Here is a 15599-nt window from a genome sequence, read left to right on the forward strand (position 1 = left end):
GGTACGTTCCCAGAAATCCGGCATGTCACACATGCCACCCAAACCCCTTTAGACGCGTGAAAGGCGCTTGAGGAGCAAGACGGACGCGACCGGCCGCGCCCCGGCCTTCGCCACACCGTCCGCCACCTCACGGTCGGTGGAGACGACCACCACGGGCCGCCCGGGCGGTTCCGCGCGGGCGAGTTGACGGATCACCTCGTCCGCCGTGACACCGGGCTTGCTGAACAGCACCCGGACGCCGCGCGGCGGGGCGAGCAGCACCGGGGCGGCCAGTTCGGCCCCGTCGAAGACACAGGTCATCTCGGCACCGGTCTGCGCCGCGAGCACCGAGAGCCCGCCCAGCAGCCGCAACCGCTGCTTCTCCAGCGGCATCTGGGGATAGCCGGTCTTGGTGACGTTGTAGCCGTCCACGATGAGGTGCGCCTGCGGCAGGGCCAGGAGCTGGTCCAGCAGCGCCGGATCGGTCTCCGAAAGAGCGCGCGCGGCGATGTCCTTGGGCGACATCCGGCCCGGCTCCAGCGCGTCCACGGTGTCGGCGGGATGCGTGGTCGCCGGAGGGAGCGCCAGCTCCCGGCGCAGCCCCGAGGCCGCGTCCAGCACGGTGTCCAGGAGCAGCCGCAGCCGCATGTCCTCCACCGAGCGGCCCTCGCGGGCGGCGCGCCGGCTCGCCTCCAGGGCCGCCTCGGCCTCCCCCAGCCGCCCCTTGAGCCGGCGTGACTCGCTCTCCACGGCGGAGATCTGGGCGGCCGACTCGGCCCGTACGGTGTCGGTCTCGGCGGCACTGCGGCGCAGGGCGGCCTCGCCGCGCTTCACCTCGCTGAGCGCGCTGCGCAGCTTGCGGTGCAGCGACTCGGCCTCCTTGCGGGCCGCCTCCAGCTCGGTGCGCAGCCGCTCGGTCTCGGTACGGGTGTGGGCGCGGGCCCGCTCCAGCTCCTCGCGCAGCTGGTCCAGTTCCCGCCGGGTCTCCTCGTCCGCCCGTTCCGCGTCGGCGCGCTGGACCTCCTCGCCGGCCGATTCGACCAGCTTGACCCAGCCGACCGGGCGCAGCACATAGGCGGCCGCGGCCACATCGAGGGGATCGGCGGCGGCGGGCGGCGCGCCCGCCTCCAGCGCACCGGTCAGCTCGGGCTGGGACTGGCCGAGCCGCTCACCGATCCGCTGCCGGAAGACGGCGTCGCTCTCCAGCGCGGCGGCCATCGCGTTCCCCGCGAACTTCGCCCGCCGGGTCGGGGTGAACCGGGCGTACTGCCGCAGCTGGGCGGGCAGTTCGGCGACGGTCAGGGCGCCGAAGGCGTCCGAGACCAGCGCGATCACCCGCCGTCGCACACCCTCGGGCAGCGGACGGCCGAGCGCCTCTGCACCGCCGTCGGCCTCATCGGCCGGTCCGGCGCCGCTGGTCGGCTGATCCACCGTCCGTCACCCCATAGATATGTCGAAGGGTGCGCTCCCTCAGGAAGCGGCACCCGGCCTGTCCACCAGTTCGATCTGGTCCACCGCGTTGCACCAACGACAGCGGACCGACTCGATGGTCTCACTGACGACCTCCCGCTCCTCGACACTCGACTCACCGGCCAGGTCGAGGTGCACGTACTCCACGACCTTGGAGGAGCGGGTGACGTCGAAGCGCGTGAGGTTGCCGCACAGGGTGCAGCGCCAGCGGGTCGAGTCCGTCGGCAGGGGAACCGTCGTCATCGTTAGCGTCCTCTTTCGTCGTTTCCAGGAGCCCGCGCCGGGCGCGCCGCCGCGACTCCACCTGTCTACGTCAAGGATCTCGCGGTGCGCCGTCGAACTGCGGAAGTCCTGGCGTAACCCTACGGCCTCGCGTATAGGCATCGGCACGGCGAGGCGCTCCGTCCCGTTCTCGACCGGTACGTCATGCTCTGTACATGTTCGAGTGGCGGCAGGCCGAATGGCGGACCACGGTCGGCAGGATCCGGGACGCGGCGGTGTCGAGCGGCGCCCCGGTCACGTACGGGCTGATCGGTGTCTGCGGAGTGGTCTTCCTGATCAGTCCGCTCTCCGGGTTCGGTGGCGCCGCCCACCGGAGCGAGGAGGCGCTGCTCGCCGCGCAGGTCGCGTACTTCGAGCGCTGGGGGGTGATCCCCGCCGAGCTGTGGGAGGGCTCGGCGCACGCCCTGATCACTCCGTTCACGGCGCTGTTCGTACACGGCAGCTGGCTGCACCTGCTGGGGAACCTGCTCTTCCTCTACGTGTTCGGCGCGATGGCCGAGGAGCGCATGGGGCGGACGCAGTTCGCGCTGTTCTACGTGGGCTGCGGCTATGTGGCGCTGGTCTGCTACGCGGCGGCGCACGCGGACTCCGAACAGACGCTGGTCGGGGCGTCGGGCGCGATCTCCGCGGTGCTCGGCGCGTTCCTCTACCTCTTCCCCAAGGCCCGGGTGACGAGCCTGTTCCCGTTCCTCTTCTTCCTGCCGCTGCGGTTTCCCGCCTGGATCGTGCTGATCTTCTGGTTCGGGCTCCAGTGGGCGGCGGCGCAGGGCGCGGACGCCGGGCCGGGGGTGGCGTATCTGGCGCATGTGGCCGGGTTCGCTGCGGGGTTCCTCTACGCCTGGGTGGGCTATGGGCGGAGAGCTAGAGTGAAGGTTCCAGCCACGGCCACCGAGGGAGACAGCCAGCCGTGATCACCGCGATCGTGCTCATCAAGACCAGTGTGGACCGGATTCCGGAGATCGCCGAGGCCATCGCCGCGCTGGACAGCGTCAGCGAGGTCTTCTCCGTCACCGGCACCTACGACCTGATCGCCATGGTCCGGGTCGCCCGGCACGACGACCTCGCCGATGTCATCCCCGGCAGGATCAGCAAGATCCCGGGCGTCGAGGGCACGGACACCCATGTGGCGTTCCGTACGTACTCCCAGCACGACCTGGAAGCGGCGTTCGCCATCGGCCTCGACGCGTAGCTCCGGCACACTTCGGCCGGGGACGGGCAGCGCGCCCGTCCCCGGCCGAAGTGGTTTCCGGGCCTCAGACCTGCGGGGCCTCGCCCCGGTCGGGGACGCAGCGGCCGTCCTCGGTGCGGTACTTCCACTGGGCGCCCTCGCGGACCAGTTCGGTCACCGCGCGCAGGAAGCGGTCGATGTGCTCGTCGGGGGTACCGGCCCCGAAGCTCACCCGGATCGCGTTCAGCGAGCGCTCGCCCGGCTCGGCCTCGGGGGCGCCGCACTCCCCCGGGTCCTGCGGGTCGCTGCCGAGGAGGGTGCGCACGAGCGGGTGGGCGCAGAAGAGACCGTCGCGGACGCCGATGCCGTACTCCGCGGAGAGGGCGGCGGCGAAGTGGGAGCTGTTCCAGCCGCGCACCACGAAGGAGATGACGCCGACCCGGGGGGCGTCGTCGCCGAACAGCGAGAGCACCTGCACCTCGGGCACCTCGGCGAGCCCTTCGCGGACCCGGGACACCAGCTCCTGCTCCCGGGCGACCAGGTTGTCGAAGCCCGCCTCGGTGAGGGCCTTGCAGGCGGAGGCGATGGAGTAGACGCCGATGACGTTGGGCGAACCGGCCTCGTGGCGGGCGGCCGTGGTGTGCCAGTCGACGTCCACACCGCCGTCGGCGCGCCGGGCGACCTTGCGGGAGGCGCCGCCGCCGGCGAGGTACGGCTCGGCGGCCTGGAGCCAGTCGGCGCGGCCGGCGAGGACCCCGGAGCCGAAGGGCGCGTGCAGCTTGTGGCCGGAGAACGCGACCCAGTCGACGCCCAGTTCGGCGATGTCGACGGGGTGGTGCGGGGCGAGCTGGGCGGCGTCCAGGACGATGCGCGCGCCGTGCGCGTGGGCGGCGGCGGCCAGTTCCCGCACCGGCCACAGCTCACCGGTCACGTTGGAGGCGCCGGTGACACAGACGAGGGCCGGGCCGTAGGGGTCGCGGTCGGCGAGCGCGCGCTCCAGGGTCTCGACGGCCTGGCCCGGGGTGCGTGGTGCGTTGAGGTAGGTGACCTGGGCGTCGCGCCAGGGCAGCAGCGAGGCGTGGTGCTCGGTCTCGTACACGAAGACCTGGCAGTTCGCGGGGATCGCGGCGGCCAGCAGGTTGAGGGAGTCGGTCGTGGAGCGGGTGAAGACCACCTGGTCCTCCGGGCGGCAGCCGAGGAACTCGGCGACCGTGCGGCGGCTGTTCTCGAAGAGGTCGGTGGAGAGCTGCGAGAGGTAGCCGGCGCCGCGGTGGACGCTGCCGTAGTACGGGGCGTACGCGGCGACGTCGTCCCAGACCCGCTGGAGGGCCGGGGCGCTGGCGGCGTAGTCGAGGGCGGCGTAGGTGACTTCACCGCCGGTGACGAGCGGAACGGTGACGTCCTGGCCCAGAACGGGCAGCGGGGCACAAACCGACGGGTCGAGGGCAGCGGTGGAGACAGACATGGCGAACTCCCGTAACAGGCAGGCGAAATCTGCGCGCCTGCGGGTACACGGCGGCGCGGAGAGGGAAGGAAAAGGGTGCGCTGAAGAAGGGCGGTCAGCTCAGGGCGTGAAAAGCCCTGGGACGAGCCCTAACGCATTCGCTTGCTCACAGAAGGCTCCCTAGGGACCAGGACCCCGGGGGCTGGCATCCGCTGGATGCCGAGGGGCCCGCGCTTGCCGCAGACCTCGCTGCCTACGGCCTGGTCTTCACCCGGGGCACCCCGCCACGGACGGAGGGTTGCCGGACAGCGGGCCGGGGCCGTAGTCGCTGTCACTCATGACCTGCGCAGCATCTTGCCATACGTATGCACACGCGCAAGGGCGCAGTCCGGCATCCGGACTGCGCCCTGTGTCACACCGTGTGCGCCGGAGGTGTCTCTCAGGCGTTGCTGGCCGCCACCCAGCGCTCCAGGGCCCGCTTGGCCGCCCCGGAGTCGATGGACTCGGCCGCCACCGCGATCTTCGCCGCGAGCTGTTCGGTCAGCGTGCCGGGGCCGGGGTCCAGGGCGACCAGGGCGGCCGCCGAGTTGAGCAGCACCGCTTCCCGTACCGCGCCCCTCTCGCCGTCCAGCAGGCGGCGGGCCACATCGGCGTTGTACGAGGCGTCGGCGCCGCGCAGCGCCTCGACCGGGACGATGGGCAGCCCCACGTCGCGCGGGTCGAACGCCTCCTCGCGGACCGCGCCGTCGCGCACCACCCAGACCCGGGAGGTGGCGGTGGTGGTCAGCTCGTCGAGCCCGTCGTCACCGCGGAAGACGAGGGCGGAGTTGCCACGGTCGGCCAGCACGCCCGCGACGATGGGCGCCATCCGGGCGTCGGCGACCCCGACGGCCTGGGAGCGCACCTGGGCCGGGTTGGTGAGGGGGCCCAGGATGTTGAACGTGGTCTGCGCGCCGAGCTCCTTGCGGGCCTTGGCGGCGTACCGCAGGGCGGGGTGGAACTTCACGGCGAAACAGAAGGTGATGCCCGCCTGCTCGGCGACCTCGACGACCCGCCGCGGGGTCAGCTCCAGGTTGACGCCGAGCTTCTCCAGTACGTCGGAGGAGCCGCTCGCCGAGGACGCGGCCCGGTTGCCGTGCTTGACGACCTTGGCGCCGGTGCCGGCGATGACGATCGCGGACATGGTGGAGATGTTGACGGTCTTGGCGAGGTCGCCGCCGGTGCCGACGATGTCGACGGTGCGGCCGGGCACCTCGATGGTGTTGGCGTGGGCGTACATCGCGCGGACCAGGCCGGTGACCTCGTCGACGGTCTCGCCCTTGGCCCGCAGCGCCACGGCGAACCCGGCGATCTGCGCGTCGGTGGCCTCGCCGCTCATGATGCGGTCCATGGCCCAGGCGGTCTCCTCGGAGCTGAGGTTCTCGCCGCGCAGCAGGGGGTTCAGGAGGCCGGGCCAGGAACGGTCCGCCACGCTGTCGCCGCCGTTCGGGGTCACAACGTTCATGGTCCGCTCCAGGGTCCACAGCCGGTCAGAAGAGTCGGCTCCACCCTATCCAGCCCCGGGGACCGCGAAGAGCCCCGTCCATCGAATGGACGGGGCTCTCACGGTGGCGATCAGGTCAGGGGATCAGTGGTGGCCGTGGCCCTCGCTGATCTCCTTGTACTCCTCGGCGCTCGCCTTGGGGATCTGGTTCCCGTCGGCGAAGTACCCCTTGCTGAGCTTGGCGCGCAGCCTCTGGACCGGGGAGATCTTGCGCTTGACGCCGTTCTCGTCGACCGCGGGGCCGAGTTCGAGCGGCTTGTACTGCTCGTGCGCCGTGAGGGTGTGCAGCTGCCCCTGGCTGAGCGGCTCGTGGATCTCCACGAACTCACCGTGCGGCAGGCGCTTGATGATGCCGCTCTCGCGACCGTGCAGCACCTTCTCCTTGTCGCGGCGCTGGAGGCCGAGGCAGATCCGCTTGGTGACGATGAACGCGATGACCGGTCCGGCGAAGAAGAAGATCCGGACGAACCAGGTGATCGAGTTGATCGACAGGTGGAAGTGCGTGGCCCACAGGTCGTTTCCACCGCCGACGAGGCCGATGAAGTACACCGTGATCCAGGCGACGCCGAACGCGGTCCGGGTCGGGGCGTTGCGCGGGCGGTCCAGGATGTGGTGCTCGCGCTTGTCGCCGGTGATCCAGGACTCGATGAACGGGTAGAGCGCGATGGCACCGAGCACCAGACCGAAGGCGATCAGCGGGATGAACACGCCCAGGACGAGCGTGTGGCCCCACAGGTTGATCTCCCAGCCCGGCATCACCCGGACCAGACCCTCGGCGAAGCCCATGTACCAGTCGGGCTGGGCGCCGGTGGACACCTGATCGACCCGGTACGGGCCCAGGGCCCAGATCGGGTTGATCGTGGCGATGGCCGAGATGGCCGCGATCACGCCGAAGACGAGGAAGAAGAACCCTCCGGCCTTCGCCATGTACACGGGCAGCAGCGGCATGCCGACGACGTTCTTGTTGGTCCGGCCGGGGCCCGCGAACTGCGTGTGCTTGTGGTAGAAGACCAGGATCAGGTGGGCCACCAGCAGGCCGAGCATGATGCCCGGCAGCAGCAGGATGTGGATCGAGTAGAACCGGGCCACGAAGTCGTGGCCGGGGAACTCGCCGCCGAACAGGAACATCGAGATGTACGTGCCGACGATCGGCACGGACAGGATCGCGCCCTGGGTGAAGCGGACACCCGTACCGGAGAGCAGGTCGTCCGGGAGGGAGTAGCCGGTGAACCCGGTGAACATGCCGAGCACGAACAGCAGGAAGCCGAAGAGCCAGTTGATCTCGCGCGGCTTGCGGAAGGCGCCCGTGAAGAAGACGCGCATCATGTGCACGAACATGCCGGCCAGGAAGATCAGCGCGGCCCAGTGGTGGATCTGCCGGACGAGCAGACCGCCGCGGACCTCGAAGCTGATCTTCAGGGTCGAGGCGTAGGCCTCGGACATCCGGATGCCCTGCATGGGCTCGTACGGACCGTGGTAGACGATCTCGCCCATGCTCGGCTGGAAGAACAGCGTCAGATACACACCCGTGAGGATGATGATGATGAAGCTGTAGAGGCAGACCTCACCGAGCATGAAGGACCAGTGGTCCGGGAAGATCTTGCGCATGTTGGCCTTGGCGAGGCCGTAGATGCCCAGCCGGCCGTCCGCCCAGTCGGCAACCCGCTCGCCGGCCGGAGCCTTGCGCCCGCTCGCCGGTTCGGCGGCGGAGGGGTTCTTTGTCGCAGTACTCATCCGCGCTCCCAGAAGGCAGCACCGACGGGCTCGTCGAAGTCGCCGAGCGCCTCGAGGTTGCCCTCGCTGTTGACACCGATCCGCAGCTGCGGAAGCGGGTGGCCGGCCGGACCGAAGATGACGCGAGCGCCGTCGGAGAGGTCGAAGGTGGACTGGTGGCACGGGCAGAGCACGTGATGCGTCTGCTGCTCGTACAGGCTGATCGGGCAGCCGACGTGGGTGCAGATCTTGGAGAACGCGACGATGCCCTCGTGGGCCCAGTCACGCTGGCGCTTGTCCTTGATGTCATCCGGCTCGATGCGGACGATCATCAGGGCGGCCTTGCCCATCTGCGTCTGGAAGTCGTGCGACTCCGGGTCGAGCCCCTCAGGCATGGCGAAGGCCAGCGACCCGACGGTGATGTGCTCGGGGCGCAGCGGCTTCATCGTGTTCATGTTGATGAGCTGCTTGCCCTCCGCCCAGAGAGTGTTACGGAGCTTCTTCTCCGGCAGCGGACCGAGGTCGCGCAGCAGGACCACGCCGGAGAGCGGCACCAGGGCCAGCGCACCGAACATGGTGTTGCGGATCAGCTTGCGACGGCCGATCGCGGACTCCTCGGCGCCGGCCGCGAAGTCGGCCATGACCTGGGCCTTGACCTCGGGCGTCGCCTCGATCGGGTGACGCTCGGCGGCGACCTCGACGTCGGACATCAGGGTGCGCGCCCAGTGGACGGCTCCCGCTCCGATGAAGAAGAGCGCCGCGCCCAGGGTGAGACCCAGGGAGAAGTTGAGCGCGCTCACATGGCCGAACGGCCAGATGTAGACGATCTTGTCCACCGGGAAGATGACGTAGGAGGCGATGAAGCCCACCGTCGCCAGCATCGAGAGGGTGAACATGAGCGCGACGGCCCGCTCGGAGCGGTTCGCGGCGCGTTCGTCCAGGTCCTGGATGCGCGGCTTGTGAGCCGGCAGCCCCGGGTCGGCGAACGGGTCGTCCGTACCCTCGACCGCGCCGTGCGCGGTCTCCTGCACAGCGGGCAGGCTGTCTTCTGGAATCTGTTGGCTACTCATGACTTCTTGGCCTTAGCGGTGTGGGCCGCGACCCAAACGGCGACTGCGACGAGCGCGCCGAGTCCGAAGATCCAGGCGAACAGACCTTCGCTGACCGGACCGAGACCGCCGAGGGCCAGACCGCCGGGGCTCTCCGTCTCGTCACCGTTCACGGACTCGATGTACGCGATGATGTCCTTCTTCTCCTGCTCCGGCATCGTCGTGTCGGGGAAGGAGGGCATGCTCTGCGGGCCGGTCTGCATGGCCTCGTAGATGTGCTTCGGGCTCACACCTTCGAGGTCCGGTGCGTACTTGCCCTCGGTCAGGGCTCCGCCCTTACCGGTGAAGTTGTGGCACTGGGCGCAGTTGGTACGGAACAGCTCGCCGCCGTTGGCGACGTCCGCGCCCGCCGGGTCGACCTGCTTGTCGGTCGGGGTGACCGGACCGGCGCCGAGCGACGCGATGTACGCCGCGAGCTGGTCGATCTCAGCCTGGCTGTAGATGACCTTCTTCTTCGGTACCTGGGCGCCCGGCTGCTGCGCGGGCATGCGGCCCGTACCGACCTGGAAGTCGACGGCGGCGGAGCCCACGCCCACGAGGGACGGCCCGTCGGTGGTGCCCTGACCGCCGGTTCCGTGGCAGCTGGCGCAGCCTACGGAGTAGAGCTTCTTGCCCTCTTCGATGGCGAGGGACTGGGCGGTTTCATCGGCCTGCGCCTTGCCCGCAGGCGCAAACGCGGCGTACAGCCCCCCGGTAGCCGCCAGCGCGAGGAGTAGTACGACGACCGCCGCCAGCGGATGGCGTCGTCGTGCGGAGAGCTTTTTCACGGATTACCCCGGTGTCAGGATCTTCTGCGTCGATGGTGGGCGGGTGCGAGCCCGGGTTACTTGATCATGTAGATCGTTGCGAACAGGCCGATCCATACGACATCGACGAAGTGCCAGTAGTAGGACACGACGATGGCGGCGGTGGCCTGATCGTGGGTGAACCTCTTGGCCGCGTACGTTCTGCCGAGGACCAGCAGGAAGGCGATGAGACCGCCTGTCACGTGCAGACCGTGGAAGCCGGTGGTCAGGTAGAACACCGAGCCGTAGGGGTCGGACGAGAGGGAGAGCCCCGCGTCCTTGACCAGCTCGGTGTACTCCAGGACCTGGCCGCCGATGAAGATCGCACCCATCACGAACGTGATGATGAACCAGGTGCGGAGCTTCTTCACATCGCCCCGCTCGGCGGCGAACACGCCGAGCTGGCAGGTGAGTGAGGAGAGCACCAGGATCGTGGTGTTCGTCGCCGAGAACGGGAAGTTCAGATGATCGGACATCTCCTTCCAGTAATCGGGTCCCATCACCGATCGCAGGGTGAAGTACATCGCGAAGAGGGCCGCGAAGAACATCAGCTCGGAACTCAACCAGATGATGGTTCCGACGCTGGTGAGGTTCGGCCGATTGACCGACGGGTGCGCGTGCCCGGTTTCTACTGTCGTTGCTGTCGCCACGACCGACATTATGTCGGTCGCTTATCCCGCCCTCACCCCGGGGGGTGCCGTTCGGTGTGTCCGTACCGTCCGCAGGGGTCCCACCCTGCGCCGAACGGCCCATCGCAACGTCGTCATTACCGGTGCTGACGGCCGGTCGGGCGGAGTACGATCCGCGCATCGGTGCATGCCCCGAGAGCCCCGACGACGTCGATGTCACGGAGGAACAATGCAGGCGACCGCCACGGTCCTGGTCTACAGCGACGACGCCAACATCCGCGAGCAGGTGAGGCTGGCAGCCGGTCGCAGGCCTGCCGCGGACGTCCCACCGGTGGAGTTCCTGGAGTGCGCGACGCTCCCGGCCGTCCTGAAGGCGCTGGACGGCGGCGGCGTCGACGTCTGTGTGCTGGACGGGGAGACGGCTCCCGTCGGCGGCATGGGCGTCTGCCGCCAGATCAAGGACGAGATCTTCCACTGCCCGCCGGTCCTCCTGCTGATCGGCCGCCCGCAGGACGCGTGGCTGGCCACCTGGAGCCGTGCGGAGTCCGCCGTGACGCTGCCGGTGGACCCGGTGGAGTTCGCCGACGCCCTGGCGGCGCTGCTGCGGCAGCGGCTCGCCGTGGAGGCGTGAAGAGCGGCCTCGGACGCCTGAGGCACGGAGAAGCCCCCACGGCCCGCAGGCGGACGTGGGGGCTTCTCGGCAGCCTGCGGGCCCGGACGGTCAGACGTGGGGCCGCAGCCGGGCGGTCTGGAGCGTCTGCGGGCTGTCCGGCGCGCCTTCGTTCAGCGCGCTGCCCTGCTGCCACTTCTCCCAGGAGAGGTTCCAGTCGCCGAACCCGTTGCCGAACGGGTCCATGTCCTCGCCCTCGCTGCCGACGACCTTGACGATGTCGCCCTCGCGCACGGTGTCGAAGAACCATTCGGCGTTGCTGGTGCTCATGCCGGTGCAGCCGTGGCTGACGTTGGCGTTGCCCTGGGAGCCGGTGGACCAGGGGGCGGCGTGGACGTACTCGCCGCTCCAGGTCACCCGGGTGGCCCAGTAGACCGGCAGGTCGTACGACTCCGAGGAGCCGGCGGCGATGCCGATGGACTCGCCGCGCATCCGTACGAACTGCTCCTTGGCGAGCACCACCTTGACCCCGTTGCGGGTGGAGAAGCCGGGCTTGCCGGTGGTGACCGGAATGGTATTGATCACTTCTCCGTTGCGGAGCACCGTCATGGAGTGGTCCGAGGCGTCGGTGACGGCCTCGATCCGATCGCCGGTGGTGAGCTTGAGGGGCTTGGCCTCGGCTCCGTAGAGCGCGTTGGTCACCTTGATGCCGGCCAGATTGGAGCGCACCTCGACGGTGGCGTTCGCCGGCCAGTACTCCTTCGGGCGGTAGTGCAGCTTCTTGTCGTCGACCCAGTACCAGGAGCCGGTGGTGGCCGGGGTGGAGCGGACCTTCAGGGCGCGCTCGACGGTGGCCCTGGACGCCTTGTCGGTGATCGGAGCGCTGAGTTCCGCCGTGATGGGCTGTCCGACGCCGTAGGTGCCCGCCTCCGGGCCGAAGGCGACCTTCAGCAGCTTCTTGGGCGAGGAGGTGTCGAAGGAGAGCGTACGGACGCCTGGGGCGCCGTCGCCGTTCTCGGTGGAGACCCTGACGGTGTATCCGGTGCCGGCCGCGAGCGGGGCGGTGGAGCGCCAGCGCCTGCCGTCGGCGGAGAGTTCGCCGGCGAGGTGACGGCCGCCGGTGTCCACGGCGCTGACGTCGGTGATGCGCCCGTCGTCACCCTTGACGGTGACTTCCAGTGGCTTGTCCGGGTCGGCCTTCTCGTTGTCGGAGGGGCCGTTGAAGGAGACCTGGTCGCCCGCGTCGTAAGGCTTCGTCGAGAGCGGGTCGCCGTCGGGTGAGCCACATGCGGTCGCACCCGCGGCGAGGGTCACGACCAGGAGGGTGCAGCTCACTACGGTGCGGATGCGTGGCGTGTGGTTCATGCGCTCCACGCTAGGAAGGTTCCCCCGTTCCAGCGCGCTCAGTGACTGCAAACGGGCGAAAGGCCCGCGTCGCTTGCTGCGGCGCGGGCCTTTCGTGGTGTAGCGCGTGTCACCGGCGGTGCGGTGGCACGGGGTGCGGTGTCACTGGGTGCGGTTCTCGCCCCGGTAGTACTCGAAGACCCAGCCGAAGAGGCCGATCAGGAGCAGGGGGGCGGAGAAGTAGAGCAGCCACCAGCCGAAGACGACGCCCATGAAGGCGAAGGCTCCGCCGACCGCCAGGGAGAGCGGCTGCCAGCTGTGCGGGGAGAAGAACCCCAGCTCGCCCGCCTCGTCGGCGACATCGGCTTCCTTGTTGTCCTGGGCCATCGCGTCGACCCGGTTGGCCGTGAAGGCCAGGTAGAAGCCGATCATGATGGCCAGGCCGAAGGCCAGGAAGAGGGCCGTGGTCCCGACCGGCTCCTTCGACCACACGCCGTACACGACGGCCATGCCGAGGATGAAGACGCTCAGCCAGATGAACATCTGTCCCTGGATCTTCACTTGCCTGCCTCCTTGCCGCCGGCCAGAGCCTTGTCCGACTCGGAGTCATGGCCGAGCTGCTCCAGCGCGGTGATCTCCGGGTGGTGCAGGTCGAACGCCGGGGATTCGGAACGGATCCGCGGCAGCGTGAGGAAGTTGTGCCGCGGCGGCGGGCAGGAGGTCGCCCACTCCAGCGAACGGCCGTAACCCCACGGGTCGTCGACCTCGATCTTCTTGCCGTACTTCGCGGTCTTCCAGACGTTGTAGAAGAACGGGAGCATCGACAGGCCGAGCAGGAACGAGGAGATCGTCGAGATCGTGTTCAGCGCGGTGAAGCCGTCGGCGTCGAGGTAGTCCGCGTAACGACGCGGCATGCCCTCGGCACCGAGCCAGTGCTGCACCAGGAACGTGCCGTGGAAGCCCACGAACAGCGTCCAGAACGTGATCTTGCCGAGCCGCTCGTCCAGCATCTTGCCGGTGAACTTCGGCCACCAGAAGTGGAATCCGGAGAACATCGCGAAGACCACGGTGCCGAAGATGACGTAGTGGAAGTGCGCGACGACGAAGTACGAGTCGGAGACGTGGAAGTCCATCGGGGGCGAGGCGAGGATGACGCCGGTCAGACCACCGAAGGTGAAGGTGATCAGGAAGCCGACGGCCCAGAGCATCGGTGTCTCGAAGGACAACGACCCCTTCCACATCGTGCCGATCCAGTTGAAGAACTTCACGCCTGTCGGTACGGCGATGAGGAACGTCATGAAGGAGAAGAACGGCAACAGGACACCGCCGGTGACGTACATGTGGTGCGCCCACACCGTCACGGAAAGGCCGGCGATCGCGATCGTCGCGGCGATCAGACCGATGTAGCCGAACATCGGCTTGCGGCTGAAGACCGGGATGACCTCGGAAATGATTCCGAAGAATGGCAACGCGATGATGTACACCTCTGGATGTCCGAAGAACCAGAAGAGGTGTTGCCAGAGCAATGCGCCGCCGTTGGCGGCGTCGAAGACATGCGCACCGAATTTACGGTCCGCCTCCAGCGCGAAGAGCGCGGCGGCGAGAACCGGGAAGGCCAGCAGGACCAGAACACCGGTCAGCAGGACGTTCCAGGTGAAGATCGGCATGCGGAACATCGTCATGCCGGGGGCGCGCATGCAGATGATCGTGGTGATGAAGTTGACCGAGCCGAGGATCGTGCCGAAGCCGGAGAAGGCCAGACCCATGATCCACATGTCGGCGCCGACGCCCGGCGACCGGACCGCGTCCGAGAGCGGGGAGTAGGCGAACCAGCCGAAGTCGGCCGCACCCTGCGGGGTGAGGAACCCGGCCACCGCGATGAGCGAGCCGAAGAGGTACAGCCAGTACGCGAACATGTTCAGCCGCGGGAACGCCACGTCGGGCGCGCCGATCTGCAGCGGCATGATCCAGTTGGCGAATCCGGCGAACAGCGGCGTCGCGAACATCAGCAGCATGATCGTGCCGTGCATCGTGAACGCCTGGTTGAACTGCTCGTTCGACATGATCTGCGTGCCCGGACGGGCCAGCTCGGCGCGCATGAAGAGCGCCATGAGTCCGCCGATGCAGAAGAACACGAACGAGGTGACCAGGTAGAGCGTACCGATCGTCTTGTGGTCGGTGGTGGTCAGCCACTTCACGACGATGTTTCCCGGCTGCTTGCGCCGCACGGGCAGCTCGTCCTCGTACGAGTCGTCTGCCGGAGCGGCACCCTGAGGTTCGTTGAGAATGCTCACAGTTGGTTCTTCTCCGCATTCCTGGCCGGGTCCGTCTGCGCGATCCCCGCCGGCACGTAGCCCGTCTGGCCCTTCTCAGCCAGCTCCTTGAGGTGCTGCTGGTAACGCTCCGGGGAGACGACCTTGACGTTGAAGAGCATCCGGGAGTGGTCGACGCCGCAGAGCTCGGCGCACTTGCCCATGAAGGTGCCCTCGCGGTTGGGGGTCACCTCGAACACGTTGGTGTGGCCCGGGATGACGTCCTGCTTCATGAGGAACGGCACCACCCAGAAGGAGTGGATGACGTCACGCGAGGTGAGGACGAAGCGGACCTTCTCCCCCTTCGGCAGCCACAGGGTCGGGCCCGGGTTGCCGTTCTGCGGGTTGCGGGTCCCGGGGATGCCCACGTCGTAGACGCCGCCGGCGCCCTCGGGGAAGTCCTTCTGGAACTTGTCGGGGATGGCGTTGAGCTCCTTGGGGACCTCGGAGCCCGCTGCGGGCTGGCCATCCACCTTCTCGATGTAGTTGAAGCCCCAGCTCCACTGGAAGCCGACCACGTTGATGGTGTGGGCCGGCTTGTCGGAGAGCTCGAGGAGCTTCGACTCATCACGCGCGGTGAAGTAGAAGAGCACCGAGACGATGATGAGGGGAACCACTGTGTACAACGCCTCGATGGGCATGTTGTACCTGGTCTGCGGAGGTACCTCCACCTTGGTCCGGCTACGCCGGTGGAAGAAGACGCTCCAGAGGATCAGCCCCCAGACAAGGACACCCGTGACGAGCGCTGCCGCCCACGAGCCTTGCCAGAGGGAGAGGATCCGAGGGGCCTCTTCCGTTACCGGGGTGGGCATACCGAGGCGGGGAAAATCCTCCCAGTTGTATGAACAACCGGAGGCCGTCGCCAGGACCAGGCCCGCAGTCAGCACCTGCGGCAGCTTCCGCCGCATCGGGCGCCGCGACGAGCGGTCGGAGCCGTTGGGACTCACGTAGCGCCTTCCCGAGAGTCTCGCCCGCACGGTCGGCGCGCCCGTATGTCTCTGGTCGGTCGCCGGCCCTGACGCGGGCAGGGGTTTGGATGTTTATGCGGACCAAACCCTACTGGACGCTATTTGGGGTCGCGCGGGGAGGGTGCCCAACGCGCCGCCCGACACCCCCTTGGGGTGGAATGCGGGCCTCCGTACCTCATCTGACGCCCCCTCGCGCGTCCGGGAGGAGGCGGCCCCCGGCGAGGTGAGGCCGGGTGCGGGCTA

The 15599-nt window shown here is 68.6% G+C and carries 15 protein-coding genes and 1 riboswitch; of the genes, 3 read left to right on the forward strand and 12 right to left on the reverse strand.

All coding sequences use genetic code 11. The features are described 5' to 3' along the window. Positions 1-48: 48 nt before the first annotated feature. Together WQO_RS08480 and WQO_RS08485 are read right to left on the reverse strand one after the other, a co-directional pair. Entirely contained in the window at positions 49-1410 is a 1362-nt protein-coding gene (locus tag WQO_RS08480; RefSeq protein ID WP_010057821.1) for an NYN domain-containing protein, read from the reverse strand. 39 nt (positions 1411-1449) lie between these two features. After that, positions 1450-1692: a hypothetical protein gene (locus WQO_RS08485; RefSeq protein ID WP_003969643.1), complete on the reverse strand. Its 243-nt coding sequence runs from the start codon at positions 1690-1692 to the stop codon at positions 1450-1452. A 194-nt stretch (positions 1693-1886) separates the two neighbouring features. Between WQO_RS08485 and WQO_RS08490 the strand changes: the two genes are divergently transcribed. Next, positions 1887-2642: a rhomboid family intramembrane serine protease gene (locus WQO_RS08490; RefSeq protein ID WP_010057820.1), complete on the forward strand. Its 756-nt coding sequence runs from the start codon at positions 1887-1889 to the stop codon at positions 2640-2642. Further along, positions 2639-2920, forward strand: coding sequence for an Lrp/AsnC family transcriptional regulator (locus WQO_RS08495; RefSeq protein ID WP_003969641.1), 282 nt, complete (start codon positions 2639-2641; stop codon positions 2918-2920). The genes WQO_RS08490 and WQO_RS08495 overlap by 4 nt, the downstream gene beginning before the upstream one ends. A gap of 64 nt (positions 2921-2984) precedes the next feature. On the opposite strand, the gene WQO_RS08500 is transcribed toward WQO_RS08495, so the two are convergent. The 6 genes from WQO_RS08500 to ctaE all read right to left on the reverse strand — a co-directional run bounded on the left by WQO_RS08500 (position 2985) and on the right by ctaE (position 10152). Further along, positions 2985-4364 (reverse strand): aminotransferase class V-fold PLP-dependent enzyme, encoded by a 1380-nt coding sequence (locus WQO_RS08500; RefSeq protein WP_010057815.1) that lies wholly within the window; start codon positions 4362-4364, stop codon positions 2985-2987. Between the two features lie 204 nt (positions 4365-4568). Next, a riboswitch (SAM riboswitch) is annotated at positions 4569-4686 on the reverse strand. Positions 4687-4782: 96 nt separating this feature from the next. After that, positions 4783-5847 (reverse strand): anthranilate phosphoribosyltransferase, encoded by a 1065-nt coding sequence (gene trpD / locus WQO_RS08505; RefSeq protein WP_010057814.1) that lies wholly within the window; start codon positions 5845-5847, stop codon positions 4783-4785. 123 nt (positions 5848-5970) lie between these two features. Next, positions 5971-7620 (reverse strand): cytochrome bc1 complex cytochrome b subunit, encoded by a 1650-nt coding sequence (gene qcrB, locus WQO_RS08510; RefSeq protein ID WP_010057813.1) that lies wholly within the window; start codon positions 7618-7620, stop codon positions 5971-5973. Next, the gene (qcrA, locus tag WQO_RS08515; protein WP_029182027.1) at positions 7617-8669 is read right to left on the reverse strand and encodes a cytochrome bc1 complex Rieske iron-sulfur subunit; all 1053 of its coding nucleotides are present in this window, start codon (positions 8667-8669) and stop codon (positions 7617-7619) included. The genes qcrB and qcrA overlap by 4 nt, the downstream gene beginning before the upstream one ends. Next, a complete protein-coding gene (gene qcrC, locus WQO_RS08520; protein WP_010057811.1) occupies positions 8666-9475 on the reverse strand; it encodes a cytochrome bc1 complex diheme cytochrome c subunit in 810 nt (269 codons plus the stop codon). Before qcrC ends, qcrA begins: the two co-directional genes overlap by 4 nt. A gap of 56 nt (positions 9476-9531) precedes the next feature. Beyond that, the gene (gene ctaE, locus WQO_RS08525; protein WP_003969635.1) at positions 9532-10152 is read right to left on the reverse strand and encodes an aa3-type cytochrome oxidase subunit III; all 621 of its coding nucleotides are present in this window, start codon (positions 10150-10152) and stop codon (positions 9532-9534) included. Between the two features lie 199 nt (positions 10153-10351). Between ctaE and WQO_RS08530 the strand changes: the two genes are divergently transcribed. Next, complete coding sequence (locus tag WQO_RS08530; protein ID WP_010057808.1) at positions 10352-10753, forward strand: DNA-binding transcriptional response regulator; 402 nt, start codon at positions 10352-10354, stop codon at positions 10751-10753. A gap of 90 nt (positions 10754-10843) precedes the next feature. Here the strand turns inward: WQO_RS08530 and WQO_RS08535 are convergent, their stop codons facing one another. The 4 genes from WQO_RS08535 to ctaC all read right to left on the reverse strand — a co-directional run bounded on the left by WQO_RS08535 (position 10844) and on the right by ctaC (position 15335). Beyond that, positions 10844-12097, reverse strand: coding sequence for a L,D-transpeptidase (locus WQO_RS08535; protein ID WP_010057807.1), 1254 nt, complete (start codon positions 12095-12097; stop codon positions 10844-10846). A gap of 141 nt (positions 12098-12238) precedes the next feature. Continuing rightward, a complete protein-coding gene (locus WQO_RS08540) occupies positions 12239-12637 on the reverse strand; it encodes a cytochrome c oxidase subunit 4 (RefSeq protein ID WP_010057805.1) in 399 nt (132 codons plus the stop codon). After that, positions 12634-14370 (reverse strand): aa3-type cytochrome oxidase subunit I, encoded by a 1737-nt coding sequence (gene ctaD / locus WQO_RS08545; protein ID WP_058953918.1) that lies wholly within the window; start codon positions 14368-14370, stop codon positions 12634-12636. The genes WQO_RS08540 and ctaD overlap by 4 nt, the downstream gene beginning before the upstream one ends. Further along, the gene (gene ctaC / locus WQO_RS08550; protein ID WP_029182026.1) at positions 14367-15335 is read right to left on the reverse strand and encodes an aa3-type cytochrome oxidase subunit II; all 969 of its coding nucleotides are present in this window, start codon (positions 15333-15335) and stop codon (positions 14367-14369) included. The genes ctaD and ctaC overlap by 4 nt, the downstream gene beginning before the upstream one ends. Between the last annotated feature and the right edge of the window lie 264 nt (positions 15336-15599).

It is taken from the genome of Streptomyces globisporus C-1027 (genome assembly GCF_000261345.2).
Lineage (GTDB): Bacteria > Actinomycetota > Actinomycetes > Streptomycetales > Streptomycetaceae > Streptomyces > Streptomyces pakalii.